The 16,129-nt window shown below is 68.3% G+C and carries 9 protein-coding genes and 4 pseudogenes; 5 read left to right on the top strand and 8 right to left on the bottom strand.

The features are described from left to right. Window positions 1-19 precede the first annotated feature (19 nt). Both metF and sodC read left to right on the top strand, forming a co-directional pair. Window positions 20-854, top strand: a pseudogene (gene metF / locus ACUDAL_RS14505) (methylenetetrahydrofolate reductase [NAD(P)H]). 77 nt (window positions 855-931) lie between these two features. Continuing rightward, complete coding sequence (sodC, locus tag ACUDAL_RS14500; protein ID WP_444678609.1) at window positions 932-1,474, top strand: superoxide dismutase [Cu-Zn] SodC; 543 nt, start codon at window positions 932-934, stop codon at window positions 1,472-1,474. Between the two features lie 82 nt (window positions 1,475-1,556). Here the strand turns inward: sodC and ACUDAL_RS14495 are convergent. The 5 genes and pseudogenes from ACUDAL_RS14495 to prlC form a co-directional block, all read right to left on the bottom strand. After that, window positions 1,557-3,574 (bottom strand): annotated as a pseudogene (locus ACUDAL_RS14495) (TRAP transporter permease). A 228-nt stretch (window positions 3,575-3,802) separates the two neighbouring features. Then, window positions 3,803-4,785: pseudogene (locus ACUDAL_RS14490) on the bottom strand (TAXI family TRAP transporter solute-binding subunit). A gap of 294 nt (window positions 4,786-5,079) precedes the next feature. Further along, window positions 5,080-6,588, bottom strand: coding sequence for a Na/Pi cotransporter family protein (locus tag ACUDAL_RS14485; RefSeq protein ID WP_444678608.1), 1,509 nt, complete (start codon window positions 6,586-6,588; stop codon window positions 5,080-5,082). 148 nt (window positions 6,589-6,736) lie between these two features. Continuing rightward, window positions 6,737-6,982 carry a YheV family putative zinc ribbon protein gene (locus tag ACUDAL_RS14480; protein WP_444678607.1) on the bottom strand — a complete coding sequence of 82 codons (246 nt, stop codon included), beginning with the start codon at window positions 6,980-6,982 and terminating at the stop codon, window positions 6,737-6,739. A gap of 78 nt (window positions 6,983-7,060) precedes the next feature. Continuing rightward, window positions 7,061-9,112 carry an oligopeptidase A gene (prlC, locus tag ACUDAL_RS14475; protein WP_444678606.1) on the bottom strand — a complete coding sequence of 684 codons (2,052 nt, stop codon included), beginning with the start codon at window positions 9,110-9,112 and terminating at the stop codon, window positions 7,061-7,063. A 137-nt stretch (window positions 9,113-9,249) separates the two neighbouring features. Between prlC and ACUDAL_RS14470 the strand changes: the two are divergent. From ACUDAL_RS14470 to ACUDAL_RS14460, 3 genes and pseudogenes are all read left to right on the top strand, one after another. Next, window positions 9,250-10,587, top strand: a pseudogene (locus ACUDAL_RS14470) (sodium-dependent transporter). Window positions 10,588-10,649: 62 nt separating this feature from the next. Continuing rightward, window positions 10,650-11,204 (top strand): gamma carbonic anhydrase family protein, encoded by a 555-nt coding sequence (locus tag ACUDAL_RS14465; protein ID WP_444679395.1) that lies wholly within the window; start codon window positions 10,650-10,652, stop codon window positions 11,202-11,204. Window positions 11,205-11,281: 77 nt separating this feature from the next. After that, window positions 11,282-11,953 (top strand): metal-dependent hydrolase, encoded by a 672-nt coding sequence (locus ACUDAL_RS14460; RefSeq protein ID WP_444678605.1) that lies wholly within the window; start codon window positions 11,282-11,284, stop codon window positions 11,951-11,953. Here ACUDAL_RS14460 and ACUDAL_RS14455 read toward each other — a convergent pair. From ACUDAL_RS14455 to ACUDAL_RS14445, 3 genes are all read right to left on the bottom strand, one after another. Then, the gene (locus ACUDAL_RS14455; protein ID WP_444678604.1) at window positions 11,929-13,560 is read right to left on the bottom strand and encodes a sigma 54-interacting transcriptional regulator; all 1,632 of its coding nucleotides are present in this window, start codon (window positions 13,558-13,560) and stop codon (window positions 11,929-11,931) included. The genes ACUDAL_RS14460 and ACUDAL_RS14455 overlap by 25 nt on opposite strands. Then, window positions 13,557-15,146: a sensor histidine kinase gene (locus ACUDAL_RS14450; RefSeq protein ID WP_444678603.1), complete on the bottom strand. Its 1,590-nt coding sequence runs from the start codon at window positions 15,144-15,146 to the stop codon at window positions 13,557-13,559. The genes ACUDAL_RS14455 and ACUDAL_RS14450 overlap by 4 nt, the downstream gene beginning before the upstream one ends. 97 nt (window positions 15,147-15,243) lie before the next feature. Then, window positions 15,244-16,017 (bottom strand): GntR family transcriptional regulator, encoded by a 774-nt coding sequence (locus ACUDAL_RS14445; protein WP_444678602.1) that lies wholly within the window; start codon window positions 16,015-16,017, stop codon window positions 15,244-15,246. Window positions 16,018-16,129: the final 112 nt, after the last annotated feature.

Here is a 16,129-nt window from a genome sequence, read left to right as displayed (position 1 = left end):
GCGCAGTCACGAGGTTTCCATGAGCACGTCTCCCCCGCTAGGTATCAGCTTCGAGTTCTTCCCCCGAACACCGAGGCAGGGCGTGAGAAACTGGTGGGAGTGCGCGATGCGCTGACGGCTCGGGCGCCGCGCTTCTTCTCGGTGACCTACGGCGCCGGCGGTTCGACCCAGGAGCGCACCCTTACCACGGTGCGCCAGGTACGTAGCTCGGGTATCGCCACCGCGCCCCATCTCTCCTGCATCGGCAGCGAAAAGGCTCAGCTTCGCAGGCTGCTGGCGCAGTACCGCGAAGAGGGCATCGACAGCCTGGTGGCCCTGCGCGGCGACCTGCCCTCCGGCATGGGCGGCATCGGCGAGCTGCGCTACGCCAACGAGCTGGTCGAGTTCATTCGTGAAGAAACCGGCGATCACTTCGAGATCGCCGTGGCGGCTTACCCCGAGTCGCACCCCCAGGCGGCGAGCTTCGAGCGCGACCTGGAGAACTTCGCCCGCAAGGTCAAGGCGGGGGCGAACCTGGCCATTACCCAGTATTTCTTCTCCGCGGACGCCTACTTCCACTTCGTCGAGCGCGCCCAGGCGCTGGGGGTAGACGCCCCCATCGTGCCCGGCATCATGCCGATCACCAACTACACCAAGCTGGCGCGCTTCTCCGACGCCTGCGGCGCCGAGATCCCGCGCTGGGTGCGCAAGCAGCTCGAAGCCTACGGTGATGACAGCGAGGCCATCGCCGACTTCGGCACCGAGGTGGTGTCGCGGCTGTGCCAGCGCCTGCTCGACGGCGGCGCCCGGGCCTGCACTTCTACACCCTCAACCAGGCCGATCCCTGCCTGCGCATCCTCGACAATCTGCGCTGACCCGGCATGGCGCCTCGGCGTATCTGCGTCTAGCCTGTTCTGGCAAGTCCAAGGAATCAGGAACAGGAGGACGCCAGATGCGCCAGGCCAGACTGACAGGAGTTGCCGCGGCGGTAGCGCTGCTTGCCGCAGGAGTGGGACAGGCCCAGGCCCAGGAGGGCCATGAGGTCGAGATGAACTGGGTCAGCATCGACGGCATCGAGGAGTCGATCGGCACCATCACCCTGGAAGACACCGACCACGGCTTGCTGCTTACCCCCGAGCTGCGCGAGATGCCGCCGGGTGTCTATGGATTCCATGTGCACGAGAACCCCAGCTGCGAGCCAGGCGAGAACGAGCAGGGCGAGATGACCGCTGCCGGCGAGGCGGGCGGGCACTACGACCCCGAGGAAGCGGACAGCCACCAGGGCCCCTACGGTGACGGCCACCTCGGCGACCTGCCGGTGCTGGTGGTCGACGAGGATGGCGAGGCCAACCTGCCGGTGCTGGCGCCGCGTCTGAGCCTCGACGACGTGCAGGGCCGCAGCCTGATGATTCACCAGGGTGGCGACACCTACAGTGACGAGCCGGAGTTGGGTGGCGGCGGCGCCCGCATGGCCTGCGGTGTGATCGAGTCCTGAGTGAGGGTGTGAAACGCCAGACAGACAAGGGCCCCGCCTAGGCGGGGCCTGCGTGCTGTTGCCGTGGAGGCTGGCTGAGCGGTCAGTTCGACACGCTGGGTTTCGCCTTCAGCGCGGCCGCCTGCCAGATGAACACCAGCCCGCCGATGCCGACGCCGAGCAGGTCGGTCATCCAGCCGCCGGCAATCATCGACAGGGCGGCGGCCAGCAGCAACACGCGCTGCACGAGGTTGACGCCGCCGTTGAGGAACCAGCCCTGCACCGCGGCGGCCAGCAGGTAGATACCCACGCCGGCGGTAATTGCTACGCGCAGGATCTGCATCCAGGTGCCGTCCATCAGCAGCGCCGGGCTGTAGAAGAACATGAAGGGCACGATGAATGCGGCCAGGCCGAACTTGAAGGAGGTCATCGCCGTCTTCAGCGGGTCGGTGTTGGAGATGGCCGCCGCCGCATGGCCGGCCAGCGCCACCGGCGGGGTGATGGCCGACAGCACCGCGTAGTAGAACACGAAGAAGTGCGCCACCAGCGGCGGAATGCCGATCTGCTGCAGGCCCGGTGCCACCACCGAGGCGGCCACTGCGTAGGCGGCCGTAGTGGGCATGCCCATGCCGAGCAGGATCGAGATGCACATGGCGAAGAACAGCGCCAGCAGGTGGCTGGTGTCGGCGATGCCCAGCAGCATCGACGCGAAGCGCGCGCCCACCCCGGTCAGGGCGATGACCCCGACGATGATGCCGGCGCAGGCACATACCGCGATCAGCGGAATGGCCATGCGTGCACCCAGCGACAGCGCGTTGAGCAGCGCCTTGGGCCCCATCCAGTAAGGCGTGAACCAGGACACCACCGCGGCGCTGATCATTGCCAGGGTACCGGCACGGATCACCGAGTAGCCCATGAACAGGGTGCCGATCAGGATCAGGATGGGCAGGAACAGGTAGACCTGCTTGACCATCTGGCCGAACACCGGCAGCTGGTCGCGGGGCAGGCCCTGCATGCCTCCACGGCGCGCTTCCAGGTCGACCATCAGGTAGATCGAGAGGAAGTAGAGCGCGGCCGGGATCAGTGCGGCAATGGCGATCTCGGTATAGGGAATGCCGGTGATCTCGGCCATGATGAAGGCGCCTGCGCCCATGATCGGCGGCACGATCTGGCCACCGGTGGAGGCCGCGGCTTCAATGCCGCCGGCGCTGCGCGGATGGTAGCCCACCTTCTTCATCAGCGGGATGGTCAGCGAGCCGGTGGCGACCACGTTGCCCGCCGAGGTGCCGTTGATCATGCCCATCAGGCCGGAGGCGAACACCGCCACCTTGGCCGGGCCGCCACGGGTTCGCCCGGCCGCGGCGAAGGCGAAGTTGACGAAGTAGTCACCCACGCGCGACGCCTGCAGGAAGGCGGCAAAAGTGATGAACAGAATAATGTAGGTCGACGAGACTGCGGTGGTCGGACCCAAGATGCCGTTGTCGGTATACAGATAGGTGAAGAAACGCTGCGGCGAGTAGCCGCGGTGCTCCAGCAGGCCGGGCAGGTAGGGGCCGGCAAAGGCATAGAGCAGGAATACGGCGGTGATGATGATCAGCGCCAGGCCTGCCACGCGCCGGGTCAGCTCCATGATCAGCGCCACGCCCACGGCCGAGACGATCAGCTCGGTCTGGCCGGCGAAGGGGTGCCGGCGGCCATGCGCCAGCGCTGCAGCACGAACAGCAGATAGGCGGCCACGAGGATCGAGGCGACGATCAGGATGGCGTCGGCCCAGTGGATCGAGCGGCTCGAACTGCGCCACACCCAGCTGCTGATCATGGCGATGGTGGCAGCGATAGCCAGTGCCCAGCTCATGTGCACCAGCACCCAGGCGGCGGGCGCCGTGCCCTGCGCTTCACGCAGAAACCACGCGTAGGCCATGGTCGCGGTGGCGTAGAGGATGGCGGCGGTAGCAGGGATCAGCGCCAGCCACTCGACGCGGGCGATGCGCACGCTGGCGGGGCTGCGGTCCAGGGTCATGGCCGCCGTGATGGCGAACCCGACGGCCAGGCCGCCGGCCACGTGAAGGATGCGGAAGGCCCAGGTCTCGATGGGGGTGACGTTGAGCGCATAGAGGTGCATGGCCGTGAACAGCACGCAGGCGGCGAAGACCGTCTGGCCGACCAGGCCGGAAAGTACGCGCTCGTTGTGGGCGATGGGTATGTCAGCGACGCCTTCGGTACCGATCTTCGAGGCGGCGTTTTCAGGTTGGGTTTCGTGGGTCATGCCGGGTTGCCTTGAGGGTTACGGTGGCCTGCAGTGGCGCAAGGCGGTGACGCCGGCCCATGGCCGGCGTCGGTGGCGGGCTGATCAGCCGCGCAGATCTTCCGGGATGTCGTAGCCGTTCTCTTCGAACCAGCGTACGGCGCCCGGATGCCAGGGCAGGAAGGTGTTGAACTCGAAGTTCTCGGCCACCGTCTCGCTGGCGGCACCGTGGATCTGCACCATGCGATCATTGTTCTCCATCACGGTCTTGGTCACTTCATAGACCAGTGACTCCGGCATGTCCTTGTGCGTGATGGCGAAGTTCCAGATCGAGACGGCGGTCAGGTCCTCGTCCAGGCTGCTGTAGACGGAGGCCGGGATGCTGGCCGGCGAGAGTTCAGGGAAGTCGCCCAGGAACTGCGCCATCTCTTCCTCGGTGAAAGAGAAGATGTTGACGTTGGCCTGTGCCTCGAGCTGGTTGAAGGCGGAAATCGGCACGCCGGCGGCGAAGGCGAAGGCGTCGATCAAGCCGTCCTGCAGCTGGCCCGCCTGGTCGGCGGCACCGCCGTTGCGCGAGCGCACGTCGAGGCCGAGCTTCTCGAACAGCTGCGGATAGTACATGTCCGAGGTGCCCCCGCCGGGCCGACGCCGACGGTCTTGCCGTCCAGGTCGGAGACGGAGTTGATGCCGGAGCCGGCCATGGCAATGATCTGCAGCGTGGTCTGGTACATCGGGAACACCGCGCGCAGGTCGGTATGCTCGATGCCCGGCGCCAGCTCGCTGCGACCGGTCCACGCCTCGTAGGCCGGGCCCATGGTCACCATGCCGAAATCATGCTCACCCATCTGCACGAGCGTGGCGTTCTGCACCGGGCCGCCGGTCACTTCGGCGCCGAACGGGACGCCGATGGCGTCGCCCACCATGTTGGCCCAGCCGGAGCCGTAGATGTAGTAGGTGCCGCCCTGGCTGGCGGTGCCCACGGTCAGGCTGCGCGGCCAGTCGCTGCGGTCTTGCGCCTGGGCGCCGCCGGCGACCAGGGCCGCACCGAGAACGGAGGTGGCGAACAGTTTGGAGGCGGTAATACGCATGGAAGTACTCCGGTTGCCTTGTCGTTATGTGGACGCACCGGAGAGGCGCGCCCAAGAGAGATGCTGGCGTTACGCCTTCCTTTGAGCAAGGTTGGCGCCAATTCCGGGGTATCCATTTATTAACAATAAGTTGGAAATATCTTTTTCGACCAAAGTCGGAAGGCTTTGGGGGCGTGCTGGATGGAAGTTCGCATGGTGGGCCCGAAAAGGTGTGCGGGTTTCCGCACGCTTAGGCTGAGGGTGGGCTGTCAGCGAGCGCCGCCATGAGCCGGCTGGCCTGATGCAGGTCGTTCATCAGCGACGAGGCGAGCCAGGGGTCGAGGCGATGTTCGCGAAGCCGCTGCGCCATCTCGTGCTGCCAGTGGCGACGCACCTCGTCCAGCGGGGCCGCGATATCATTCGAGGAGCCCCCTCGGCCAGGCGATTGAGGCCGACCGCCAGGGCCATGCGCAGGTCGTCGTGGGCCTCGCGCAGCGGGCTGAGGCGGGCGGCATGGCGCAGCAGGCTGCGCTGCAGCACTTCACCGAAGCGCACGGCTTCCACCATGCGCAATGTCTGACCCTGCAGTGCCTCCAGCTGCGCCTGCTGTACCTCGGTCAGCGGTACGTCGATGCGGGCCTGGAAAGCCAGGATTTCCCCCAGCAGCGGCTTGATGCGCTCGTGATAGCGCGCGTTGACGGCCGGCCAGGCGGCGGGCTCGATCGCGGCGTCCACCGCCTGTCGCTGTGGCGGGTGGCCGATGACGTCGGCGCTGGGCAGCAGGATGGCCGTGCACAGCAGGTGGTAGGCGCGCCGGTCGAGGCGCCGGCACTCCTGCTCCATGGCGCCGACCGCCGTATCGGCGTGATTGAGCGCTGCGCTGTCGAGGTAGCGCGCCTGGGTGAGCGGTAGCCGGACGGGGTCGGGAAAGCGGCGTTCGAGCCACCGGGCCAGGTGCCCGATCCAGGGCAGCATCAGCACGATGCCGAGCAGGTTGAACAGGGTGTGGAACAGTGCCAGCTTGAGCGGCCAGGCGGTTTCGGCCAGGCCGACCCGCGCGGCGAGGGCATCGACCAGCCAGGCCAGCGGCACCAGCAGCAGCAAGGCCACGGCGGCGGTGGCCAGGTTGAACACCACGTGGGCGCCGGCCAGGCGGCGGGCGGCAGCCCCGGCCGACAGGGCGCCGAGCACGGCGGTGACGGTGGTGCCGATATTGGCGCCGATGGCGATGGCCAACGCCGGCAGGTAGGGCAGCTGCCCCGTGGCCAGAGCGGTCAGGGTGAGCAGCAGCGTGGCGTGGCTCGACTGCATCACCACGGTGGCAACCACGCCGATCAGCACCAGCAGCGGCCAGTGCCAGAGCCGTTCACCGGACAGCCCGTCCAGGCGGATGCCGTCGCGCCAGGCCTCGAAGCCCAGCTTCATGAAGTCGATGCCGAGAAAGAGCAGGCCGATGCCCAGCAGCAGCCCAGCCACGCCGGCCAGCGCGCCGCTCAGGCGATAGCGGCCGAGCAGGCCAAGGGCGAGCAGTGGCATGGCGTACTGGGCCAGGTCGAAGCGCAGTCCGAACGAGGCGATCAGCCAGGCGCCGGTGGTGGTGCCCAGGTTGGCGCCGAACAGCAGCGCAATGGCGCCGGGCAGGGTGACCAACCCGGCGCTGACGAAGGACATCGCCAGCAGGGTGATGAGCGAGCTCGACTGGACCAGGGCGGTGGCCAGGGCGCCGACGCCGATGGCCCGAGCAGGATGGCGGGTGGCGCCGTGGAGCCAGCGGTCCAGGGTGCCGCCGGAGAGACGCTTGATGCTCTCCTCCAGCAGGGCCATGCCCCAAGGAACAGGCCCAGGCCGGCCGCCAGGGTGGCCAGGTCGGGGCGCGACAGCAGCAGGGCCGCTGCGGCGCCCAGGCCAAGCAGTTCCAGGCGGCGTCTGCCGAGGGTTTGCTGCGCCGAGGAAGCGGCCCGTTCCGCCACGTTCAGCGGTCTCGTGGGTCGAGGATCCTCACGGTCTGGATGGTGTTGCGCTGCTGCTCCTCGCGCTCTTGGTTGACGCGGGTGGTCAGCTCCGCGGCGGCCTCCTCCTCGATCGCCGACTGCTCGAAGAAGTCGCAGTTGACGCAGTCGCGATAGCGCACGCCATGCTGCTCCCAGGCGCGGATGCGGTCCATTTCGGCACAGCGGGGGCAGACGGCACCGGCGATGAAGCGTTTCAGAACGGCCATGATGCCTCCAATAGACAAGGGCCGCCGGAGAGCTCCGGCGGCGCTGAAGGGCTACGATACCGCGGCGCGGCGCCGCTGTCAGGCGGCGCGAATGCCGCTGTGGCGCAGCAGCGGTTCGACGCTGGGCTCGCGGCCGCGGAAGGCGCGAAACAGCTCTGCGGCGTCGCGGGCACCGCCCGGCTCGAGGATCTCGCGGCGGAAGCGTCGCCCGGTTTCGGGGTCGAAGATCCCGGCCTCCTCGAAGGCGCTCCAGGCGTCGGCGGAGAGCACCTCGGCCCACTTGTAGCTGTAGTAGCCCGCCGCGTAGCCGCCGGCGAAGATATGGCTGAAGCCGTTCTGGAAGCGGTTGAAGTCGGCTCTCGGTACTACCGAGACGGCGTCGCGCACCTGGTCGAGCAGGGCCTGTACGTCGGCGGCCGTGGGGGCGGCCAGCTCGTGGTGCAGGCGCAGGTCGAACAGCGAAAACTCGAGCTGGCGCACCAGGCCCATCGCCGACTGGAAGTTCTTCGCCGCCTGCAGGCGTTCGAGCAGTTCGTCCGGCAGCGGTTCGCCGGTGTCCACGTGGCCGGCGATCAGGGCGAGCCCGTCGCGCTCCCAGCAGTAGTTCTCCATGAATTGGCTGGGCAGCTCCACGGCGTCCCACGCCACACCGTTGATGCCGGAAACGTCGGCTACCGTCTGCCGGGTCAGCATGTGGTGCAGCCCGTGGCCGAACTCGTGGAACAGTGTGGTCACTTCGTCGTGGGTCAGCAGCGCCGGCCGCGCGCCGACCGGGCGGGTGAAGTTGCAGGTCAGGTAGGCCACCGGCAGCTGCAGCCGGCCATCCTCGTGGTGGCGGCGCACCCGGCATTCGTCCATCCAGGCACCGCCGCGCTTGCCCTCGCGGGCATAGAGATCAAGGTAGAAGCCGGCGATCGGCGCGCCGTGCTCCAGCACGCGGAAGTAGCGCACCTCGGGATGGTAGCGCGGCGCCTCGCTGTCCTCCTCGACGCTGACGCCGTAGAGCCGTTCGACCACCTGGAACAGGCCGTCGACCACCCGGGGCGCGGGGAAGTAGGGGCGCAGCTGCTCCTGGGAGATGGCGTGACGCGCCTCGCGCAGCTTCTCGCTGACGTAGCCGATGTCCCACGGGTTCAGGCTGACCAGGCCCAGGGTGTCGCGGGCATAGCGCTCGAGCTCGGCGTATTCGGCGTGGGCCTGGGGAACGGCGCGGCGCGCGAGGTCTTCCAGAAACGCCAGCACCTGCTCGGGTGACTCGGCCATCTTGGTGGCGAACGAGAGCTCGGCGTAGGTGGTGAACCCCAGCAGCTCGGCCAGCTCGCGGCGCAGGCGCAGCGTCTCCTCGATGATCGGGGCGTTGTCGTACTCGCCGGCGTTGGGGCCCTGGTCCGAGGCGCGGGTAACGAAGGCCGTGTACACCTCGCGGCGCAGCTCGCGGTCGTCGGCGAAGGTCAGCACCGGGGAGAAGCTGGGGAAGTCGAGGGTGATGCGGTAGCCCGTCGCGCCCTTGGCCTCGGCGTTGGCGGCCAGCGTGTCGAGCGCGCTCTGCGGCAGCCCAGCCAGCGCCTCGGCGCTGTCGATGTCCTTGTGCCAGGCCTGGGTGGCATCGAGCAATTGGTTCGAAAAGGTATTGCCGAGCTCCGACAGGCGCGCCTTGATCTCGCCGTAGCGGCGCTTCTGCTCGGCGGGCAGGTCGACGCCGGCCAGGCGGAAGTCGCGCAGGGTGTTGTCGACGCTGCGCCGCTGGGCGTCGTCTAGCTCGGCCCAGGCCGGGCCCTCCTTCAACGCCTGCCAGGCGCGAAACAGCCCTTCGTGCTGGCCAAGCCAGGTGCTGTAGTCGGAGAGCTTGCCGAGGCAGGCCTGATAGGCGTCGCGCAGCGCCGGGGTGTTCATGGTGCCGTTGAGGTGCGAGACCGGCGACCAGGCGCGCGAGAGGCGATCGTTGAGCGCTTCCAGCGGGGCGGCCAGGCTCTGCCAGGTCGGCGCTTCGTGCTCGGCGCGTGCCACCAGCGCATCGATGGCGGTGCGATTGTCGGCGAGCAGCTTCTCGATGGCGGGGACGACGTGCTCCGGCTGAATCTCGGGAAACGGCGGCAGGTCGTGGGGTTCGAGCAGCGGATTATGGGCCATGGGCACCTCAGGTTGCGTCGTCGGGGCGATATCAAACGTTAGATGCGGCCGCCCGGGCCGGGTTTCAATCCTGCCGGGTTTGGTGGTGGCGAGCTGGGCTGCTAGGCTTGCGACCTTCCGGAACGAGAGGGCAAGGCATGAACGCAACACTGGAACGCTGGGGCAGCCGGCGGGCCTTCATTCTGGCGGTGACCGGGGCGGCCGTGGGGCTGGGCAACATCTGGCGCTTTCCTTATATCACCGGGGAAAACGGGGGGCGGCCTTCCTGCTGCTCTACATTGCCTTCGTGCTGCTGCTGGGCCTGCCGGTGATGATGGCCGAGATCCTCATTGGCCGGGCCGGTCGGCGCAGCCCCATGCTGTCGCTGGGCCACCTGGCAACAGCTGCTGGCGCCAGCGCACACTGGCGCTGGCTGGGCCTGTTCGGGGCCTTCACCGTGTTCTGCATCCTCTCCTTCTACTCGGTGGTGTCGGGCTGGTCCATCGAGTTTCTCGTCACCTCGATCAACGGAGGCTTCGTCGGCGCGACGCCGGCCGAGGTGGGGGCGGGCTTCGAGGCCTTTCTCGGCGACCCCGCCCGCATGACCTTCAACCACACCCTGTTCCTGGCCATGACTATGCTGGTGGTGGCCGCGGGCGTGGCCAAGGGGCTGGAGCGGCTCAACAACCTGCTGATGCCGCTGCTCTATGTGCTGCTGCTGCTGCTGGCCGGCTACGCGGCGACCACGGAGGGCTTCGCCCCGCGCTGGCCTGGCTGTTCCGTCCGGACCTCGCGGCGATCACCCCGCTGGTGGTGATGCACGCCATGGGCCACGCCTTCTTCACCCTGGCGGTGGGTGCCTGTGCGCTGATGGCCTATGGCGCCTACATGCCGGAGCAGCAGAGCCTGCCGCGCGCCGCCGGGGCCGTGGCGGTGCTGGATGTCGCCGTGGCGCTGCTGGCCGGTATCGCCATCTTCTCGGTGGTGTTCGCCCAGGGCATGGACCCGGGCGAGGGGCCGGGCCTGATGTTCGTCACCCTGCCGATCGCCTTTGCCGAGCTGCCGTGGGGGGCGCTGTGGCTCAGCGTATTCTTCCTGCTACTGCTGCTGGCCACTTGGACCTCGTCGATCAACCTGGCCGAACCTATGGTGGCCACGCTGCAGGGGCCGGCATGCGGCGCGGGCCGGCCGCCGCCGCGGTGGGCGTGGCGGTCTGGCTGGTGGGGCTGCTGTCGGTGCTCTCGTTCTCGACCCTGGCCGAGTGGCGCCCGCTGTTCGGCATGAATGTCTTCGACCTGGTGACCACCATTCCCACCGAGATCTTCCTGCCGGTGGGCGGGCTGTTGATCGCGATCTTCGCCGCCTGGGTGATGCGCCGGGAGGAGGCGCGGGCCGCCCTCGGCGTGGGCGAGGCCGGCTTTCGCCTGTGGCAGGGCGTGGTACGCTGGGTGTCCATCCCGCTGGCGTTCGTGGTGCTGATCGCCGGCTTGCTGTGATCGGAAGGCGCCGACCACGGGTCGGCATGAGGAGAGGCAATGGCAAATGAAGCGGTGCGTGCCTGGAAGGGGTGTCCCCGAGCCTGGGCAAGCGCGTCTACGTGGACCCGGCAAGCGTGGTGCTGGGCGATGTGGTGCTGGGCGACGACTGCTCGGTGTGGCCCATGGCGGTGATCCGCGGTGACATGCACCGCATCCGCATCGGGGAGCGTACCAGCGTCCAGGATGGCAGCGTGCTGCACATCACCCACGCCAGCGACTTCAACCCGGACGGCTTTCCGCTCACCATCGGCGACGACGTCACCATCGGCCACAAGGCGATCCTGCACGGCTGCACGCTGGGCAGCCGTATTCTGGTCGGCATGGGCGCCATCGTCATGGATGGCGCCGTGGTCGAGGACGAGGTGATCATCGCTGCTGGCGCCGTGGTGACGCCGGGCAAGCGCCTTGAAAGCGGCCATGTCTATGCCGGCAACCCGGCCCGGGCGCTGCGCCCGCTGAAGGAGAGCGAGCGGCGGTTCTTCCCTTACACCGCCGGCAACTACGTCAAGCTCAAGGACGAGTACCTGGCGGCGCAGGGCTGGGTGCACGCCTCGCTGGCGTTTCTTTTGCGTTGATTACGCCAACTCATTGTTTTTTCATGCGGGCGCAAGCGATAATCTGGGTATTTATCCAGCATGGAGGCTTGCCCTGCATGGCCAACTTTCGCACCCACCTTGGCGTGGCCGCGGCCGGCGGGGCCGTACTGGCGCATGGGGGCTGGCAGGCGGGGCTGTGGGATCTCTGGCAGGGCGGCGTGGTGCTGGGCCTGGTGGCCTTCGGCGGCATCCTGCCCGACATCGACGCGGACCGCTCCAAGGCGATACGCCTCATCTTCAACCTATTGGCGGTGCCAGCGGTGGTAGCCGGCGCGCTGCTGCTGCAGGCGAGGCTGCCGCCGGGGCCGCTCCTGCTGGTCTGCGGCGGGCTCTATCTGGCCGTGCGCTACCTGGCGGGCGGGGTGTTCAGCCGTTTCACCGTGCACCGCGGCATCTGGCATTCGCTGCTGGCCGCGGGGCTGTGCGGCCTGGCCACCACGGCGCTGAGCTACCGCTTCTTCGACCAGCCAGCCTGGCTGGCCTGGGCGCATGGGGTGGCGCTGAGCAGCGGTTTCGTGATTCACCTGCTGCTCGATGAACTCTACAGCGTCGACCTCACCGGGGCGCGCATCAAGCGCTCCTTCGGCACCGCCATCAAGCCGTTCGACTTCAAGGCTCCGGGCAACTCGGTGGCCATGCTGATGACCGCGGCGGCGCTGCTGCCATGGCTACCGCCCTGGTCGCCGCTGCTTGGGCTGCTCGCTCAGGGCGCCACCTTGTGGCGGTAGTCCTCGGCCCTGAGCCCGTACTTCTTCAGTTTGTCATAGAGGGTCTTGCGTGGCAGGCCGAGGTGCTCGCACACCTCGGTGATGCGGCCCCGGTGGCTGGCCAGCGACTGGCTGATCACGCTCTTCTCGAACAGCTCGACCTGCTGCGGTAGGGCCAGTTCACTGCCGCCGCTCTCCACCCCTTCGAGCAGGGCGTCGATGCGATAGTCGAACGCCGAGCCCAGCAGCACGTAGCGCTCGGCGAGGTTGCGCAGCTCGCGCACGTTGCCCGGCCAGTCGTGGGCCATCAGCGCCGAGATGCCGCCGCTGTCCAGCGGCGGCGCCTCAAGCCCGCTGCGGTTGGCGGCGACCACGGCGAAGTGCTGGAACAGCAGTGGGATGTCCTCGCGGCGTTCGCGCAGCGGCGGGATCGGCAGGGTCACCACGTTGAGACGGTAGTAAAGGTCCTCGCGGAACTCGCCCTGTTCGGCGGCGAGGCGCAGGTCGACCTTGGTGGCGGCGATGACGCGGATGTCCAGCGGCACGGCCTCGTTGGCGCCCAGCCGCTCGACGCAGCGCTCCTGCAGCACGCGCAGCAGCTTGACCTGCAGCGCCAGCGGCATCGATTCGATCTCGTCGAGGAACACGGTGCCGCCGTTGGCGTATTCGAACTTGCCGATACGCCGCTCTACGGCGCCGGTGAAGGCGCCCTTCTCGTGACCGAACAGCTCCGACTCGATGATGCTTTCCGGCACCGCGCCGCAGTTGATGGCGACGAAGGCATGGCCGCCGCGCGGGCTGCGCTCGTGGATGGCGCGGGCCACCAGGTCCTTGCCGGTGCCGGTCTCGCCGAACAGCAGCACGTCGGTTTCCACCTGGGCAATGCGCTGCACCATGGAAGCAAGCCGCTGGATGGCCGGGGTGCGCCCCACCAGGCGTGGCCCGGGCGCGGCCTGCTGGGCCTCGAGCTCGGCCTTGAGCTGGCGGTTCTCCAGGCTCAGGCGGCGCTTGTCCACGCCGCGGCGGACCATCTCGACCAGCCGCTCGCCGGCGAAGGGTTTCTCGAGGAAGTCCCAGGCGCCCTCGCGCATGGCTTCCACGGCGGTGGAGATATCGCCGTGGCCGGTGATCAGGATGACCGGCAGGTCGGGGTCGCGTAGGCGCACCTCGCGCAGCAGCGCCATGCCGTCCATGCCCGGCATGCGGATGTCGCTGACGATCACGCCGGGAAAGTCGGGCGCCAGCGCGGCGAGCGCGCTGGCCGCGCTGGCGTGGGGTTCGGGCTGGTAGCCGGCGAGTTCGAGCGTCTGGCCTGCGGTGATACGCAGGTGGGCTTCGTCGTCGACGATCAGCACCGGGATGGCCGCCGGGTCATGCATGGGAACGCTGCTCCTCGGTTGGCGCAGGGCAGGGGGCGTCACTGCGTTCGTCACGCGGTAGGGTAAGGGTAAAGCAGGCGCCGCCGCCAGGTGGGTTGGTGGCCTCGATGCGCCCCCCAGGTCGCTGACGATGCGCGACGAGATGGACAGCCCCAGCCCCAGCCCGCTGCCGGGCGACTTGGTGGTGTAGAACGGCTCGAAGATCCGCGACAGCTGGGCCTCGGGAATGCCGGGCCCGGTATCCGTCACGCTGATGCGCACCTGCCCGGGGGCGTCTCGATCGCCAGGATCAGCCGCGGCTCGGGTGTCTCCGCCATGGCCTGCAGGGCGTTGCCGATCAGGTTGACCAGCACCTGCTCGAGGCGCACCAGGTCGGCATGTACCCACACCGCCTCCTCGCGCCAGTGACGCTCCACGCGCACGTCGTCGCTGCGCAGCCGCGCCTGATAGAGCCGCAGGGCGTAATCGAAGCAGGCCTGGACCGACACCGCTGTTAGCGTGCTGCCGCTCTTGCGCGAGAACTGGCGCAGCTGGGCGCTGATCTCGGCCATGCGCTCGGTCAGCTCGACGATCTGCGCCAGGTTGGCGTCGGCGGCCTCGGCGCGCTGGCGCTCGAGGAATAGCCTGGCGTTTTCGGCATAGGCGCGGATGGCGGCCAAGGGCTGGTTGAGCTCATGGTTGATGCCGGCGGCGAGCTGGCCGAGCACGGCGAGCTTGGCCGCCTGGATCAGCTCGTCCTGGGTCTGGCGCAGGCTCTCCTCGGCCCGGCGTCGCTCCTCGATCTCGCCGGAAAGGCGCCGGTTGGTCTCGGTCAGGTCGCGCGTGCGCAGTTGGACGTTGCGCTCCAGTTCGTCGCGGGCGTGGGCCAGGGTCTGGCGCTCGCGTTCGGCGAACAGCTCGCGCTCGCGGCGCAGGCGCAGGCGCTGCCAGCCCACGCCGCCGGCGAGGATGACCACGCCGTAGAGCCCGCCAGCCAGCAGTGCGGCAAACCACTGCGCCTTCAGCACGGCATCCAGCGGCTTGAGGATGTGCATGTTCCAGCCGAAGGCTTCCATGTGACGTGCCAGCCCCAGGTGGCTGCCTTCGCCTAGCGGGCCCTGGGTGAAGCGCACCAGGCGGCTGCCGTCTTCACGGCGCTCGAATACCTCGAGCCCGGACGGCGAGAGCGGCTCGTCGGCGTAGCGGCGAGTGGCCAGCAGCGCCTGGTGCTCTTGCTCCGAGAGCGGGTAGAGGGCAGTCATGCGCAGCGCGGGGTGGCTGGCCATGAAGATGATGTTGTCCTGGTCGGCCACCATCAGCACGGCGTCCTGCTCGGCCCAGCTTGCCTCCACGGCATCGAGCAGCACCTTGATCACCATGACGCCTTCGGGACGAGCGTCTGGGGTCGTGGTGTCGAGCCAAACCGGGGCCGAAAAGTAGTACCCGCGCTCGAGCGACTGGGTGCCAAGCCCGAAGAAGCGCCCGCGCCCGCCGGCGATGGCGTCCTGGTAGTAGCTGCGAAAGGCGTAGTTGTGTCCGATGAAGGTGTTGTCCAGATGCCAGTTGCTGGCGGCAAGCGTGGTGCCGTAGCGGTCGAGCAGGTAGACGTCGGAGACGTTGGCGATGGCGCGGAACTGGTCGAGCAATACGTTGAGCGGCATCGGGTCCTGGTGGCCGCGGTTGGTCAGGAAGCGCTTGACCATCTCGCGCGACGCCAGCAGCTGGGGCAGGTAATCATGGCGGGTCAGATGGCTTTCCAGGCCGGCCGCCGAGAGGCGCAGCTCGTTCTCGGCCTCGCGCACCAGGTTCTGCAGCGCCTGTTCGCGCGCCACTTGGGCGGCCTGCCACATGACCATGGCCAGCCCCAGCGGCAGTAGCAGTAACAGCCAGTGGCGGGCGGAAAGGGGCGGCCTGGGCGCCTTGGGATTCGCGGCAGGTTCAAGTTGGGGCGCCTCAGGAGGGCACTTCCGGCAGCGCCTGGGCGCGCCGCAGGGCGCGCTGGGCGCGGGTCTCGGCGCGCTCCATCTCTAGCAGCCCCTCCTCGACGAACACCAGGTGTTCGTGGGCCCGAGCGCGGGCGTCCTCGGCGCGCCCTTCGAGAATGGCGTCGAGCAGGGCGCGGTGCTGCTTCATCAGCGTGGGGCGCGACTGTGGCTTTTCAAACAGGTGGGCGAGGTTGTCGACGATGCTCTTCTCCAGCAGGTGGAAGATGCCACGGATGGTGTGCAGCAGCAGCACGTTGTGCGCGGCCTCGGCAATGGCCAGGTGGAAGGCGGCGTCGGCCTTGGCCTCAAGCTCGGGGTTGCGCCCGGCGAAGCAGGCCTCCAGCTCCTCGAAGCGCTTGATCAGCATGGCACGGTCGGCCGGAGTGGAGCGCAGCGCGGCATAGTAGGCCGAGATACCCTCCATGGCATCGCGGAACTCGAGCAGGTCGAGGTGGAACTCCTGATGCCGCGCCAGCATGTCCAGCAGCGGGTCGCTGTAGCCGCTGTTGAGCTCGCTGGTGACGAAGGTGCCGCCGCCCTGGCGGCTGGTCAGCAGGCCGCGGGTGGCCAGCTTCTGGATGGCTTCGCGCAGTGACGGCCGCGACACCCCGAAGCGTTCCGCCAGTTCGCGCTCCGGCGGCAGGCGCTGGCCCGGCTTGAGGCTGCCTTCGAGGATCATCGCTTCGAGGCGCTCGGTGATGACATCGGCCAGGCGGGGCTGGCGAACGGTCTGGTAGGTCATGCGGTCGTTCCTGGGTGGCCGGCACTGGAGGGGCTAGGAATTGGTCTTACCAATATTGAAGTATCCGGCGGCATATTGCAAAGCCCGGCGCAACGCGCCCAGACCGCGCCGG

The organism is Halomonas sp. E19 (assembly GCF_052439355.1).
GTDB lineage: Bacteria > Pseudomonadota > Gammaproteobacteria > Pseudomonadales > Halomonadaceae > Halomonas.
The sequence above is the reverse complement of the archived record's forward strand: the minus strand, read 5'-3'. Positions and strand labels throughout refer to the sequence as shown.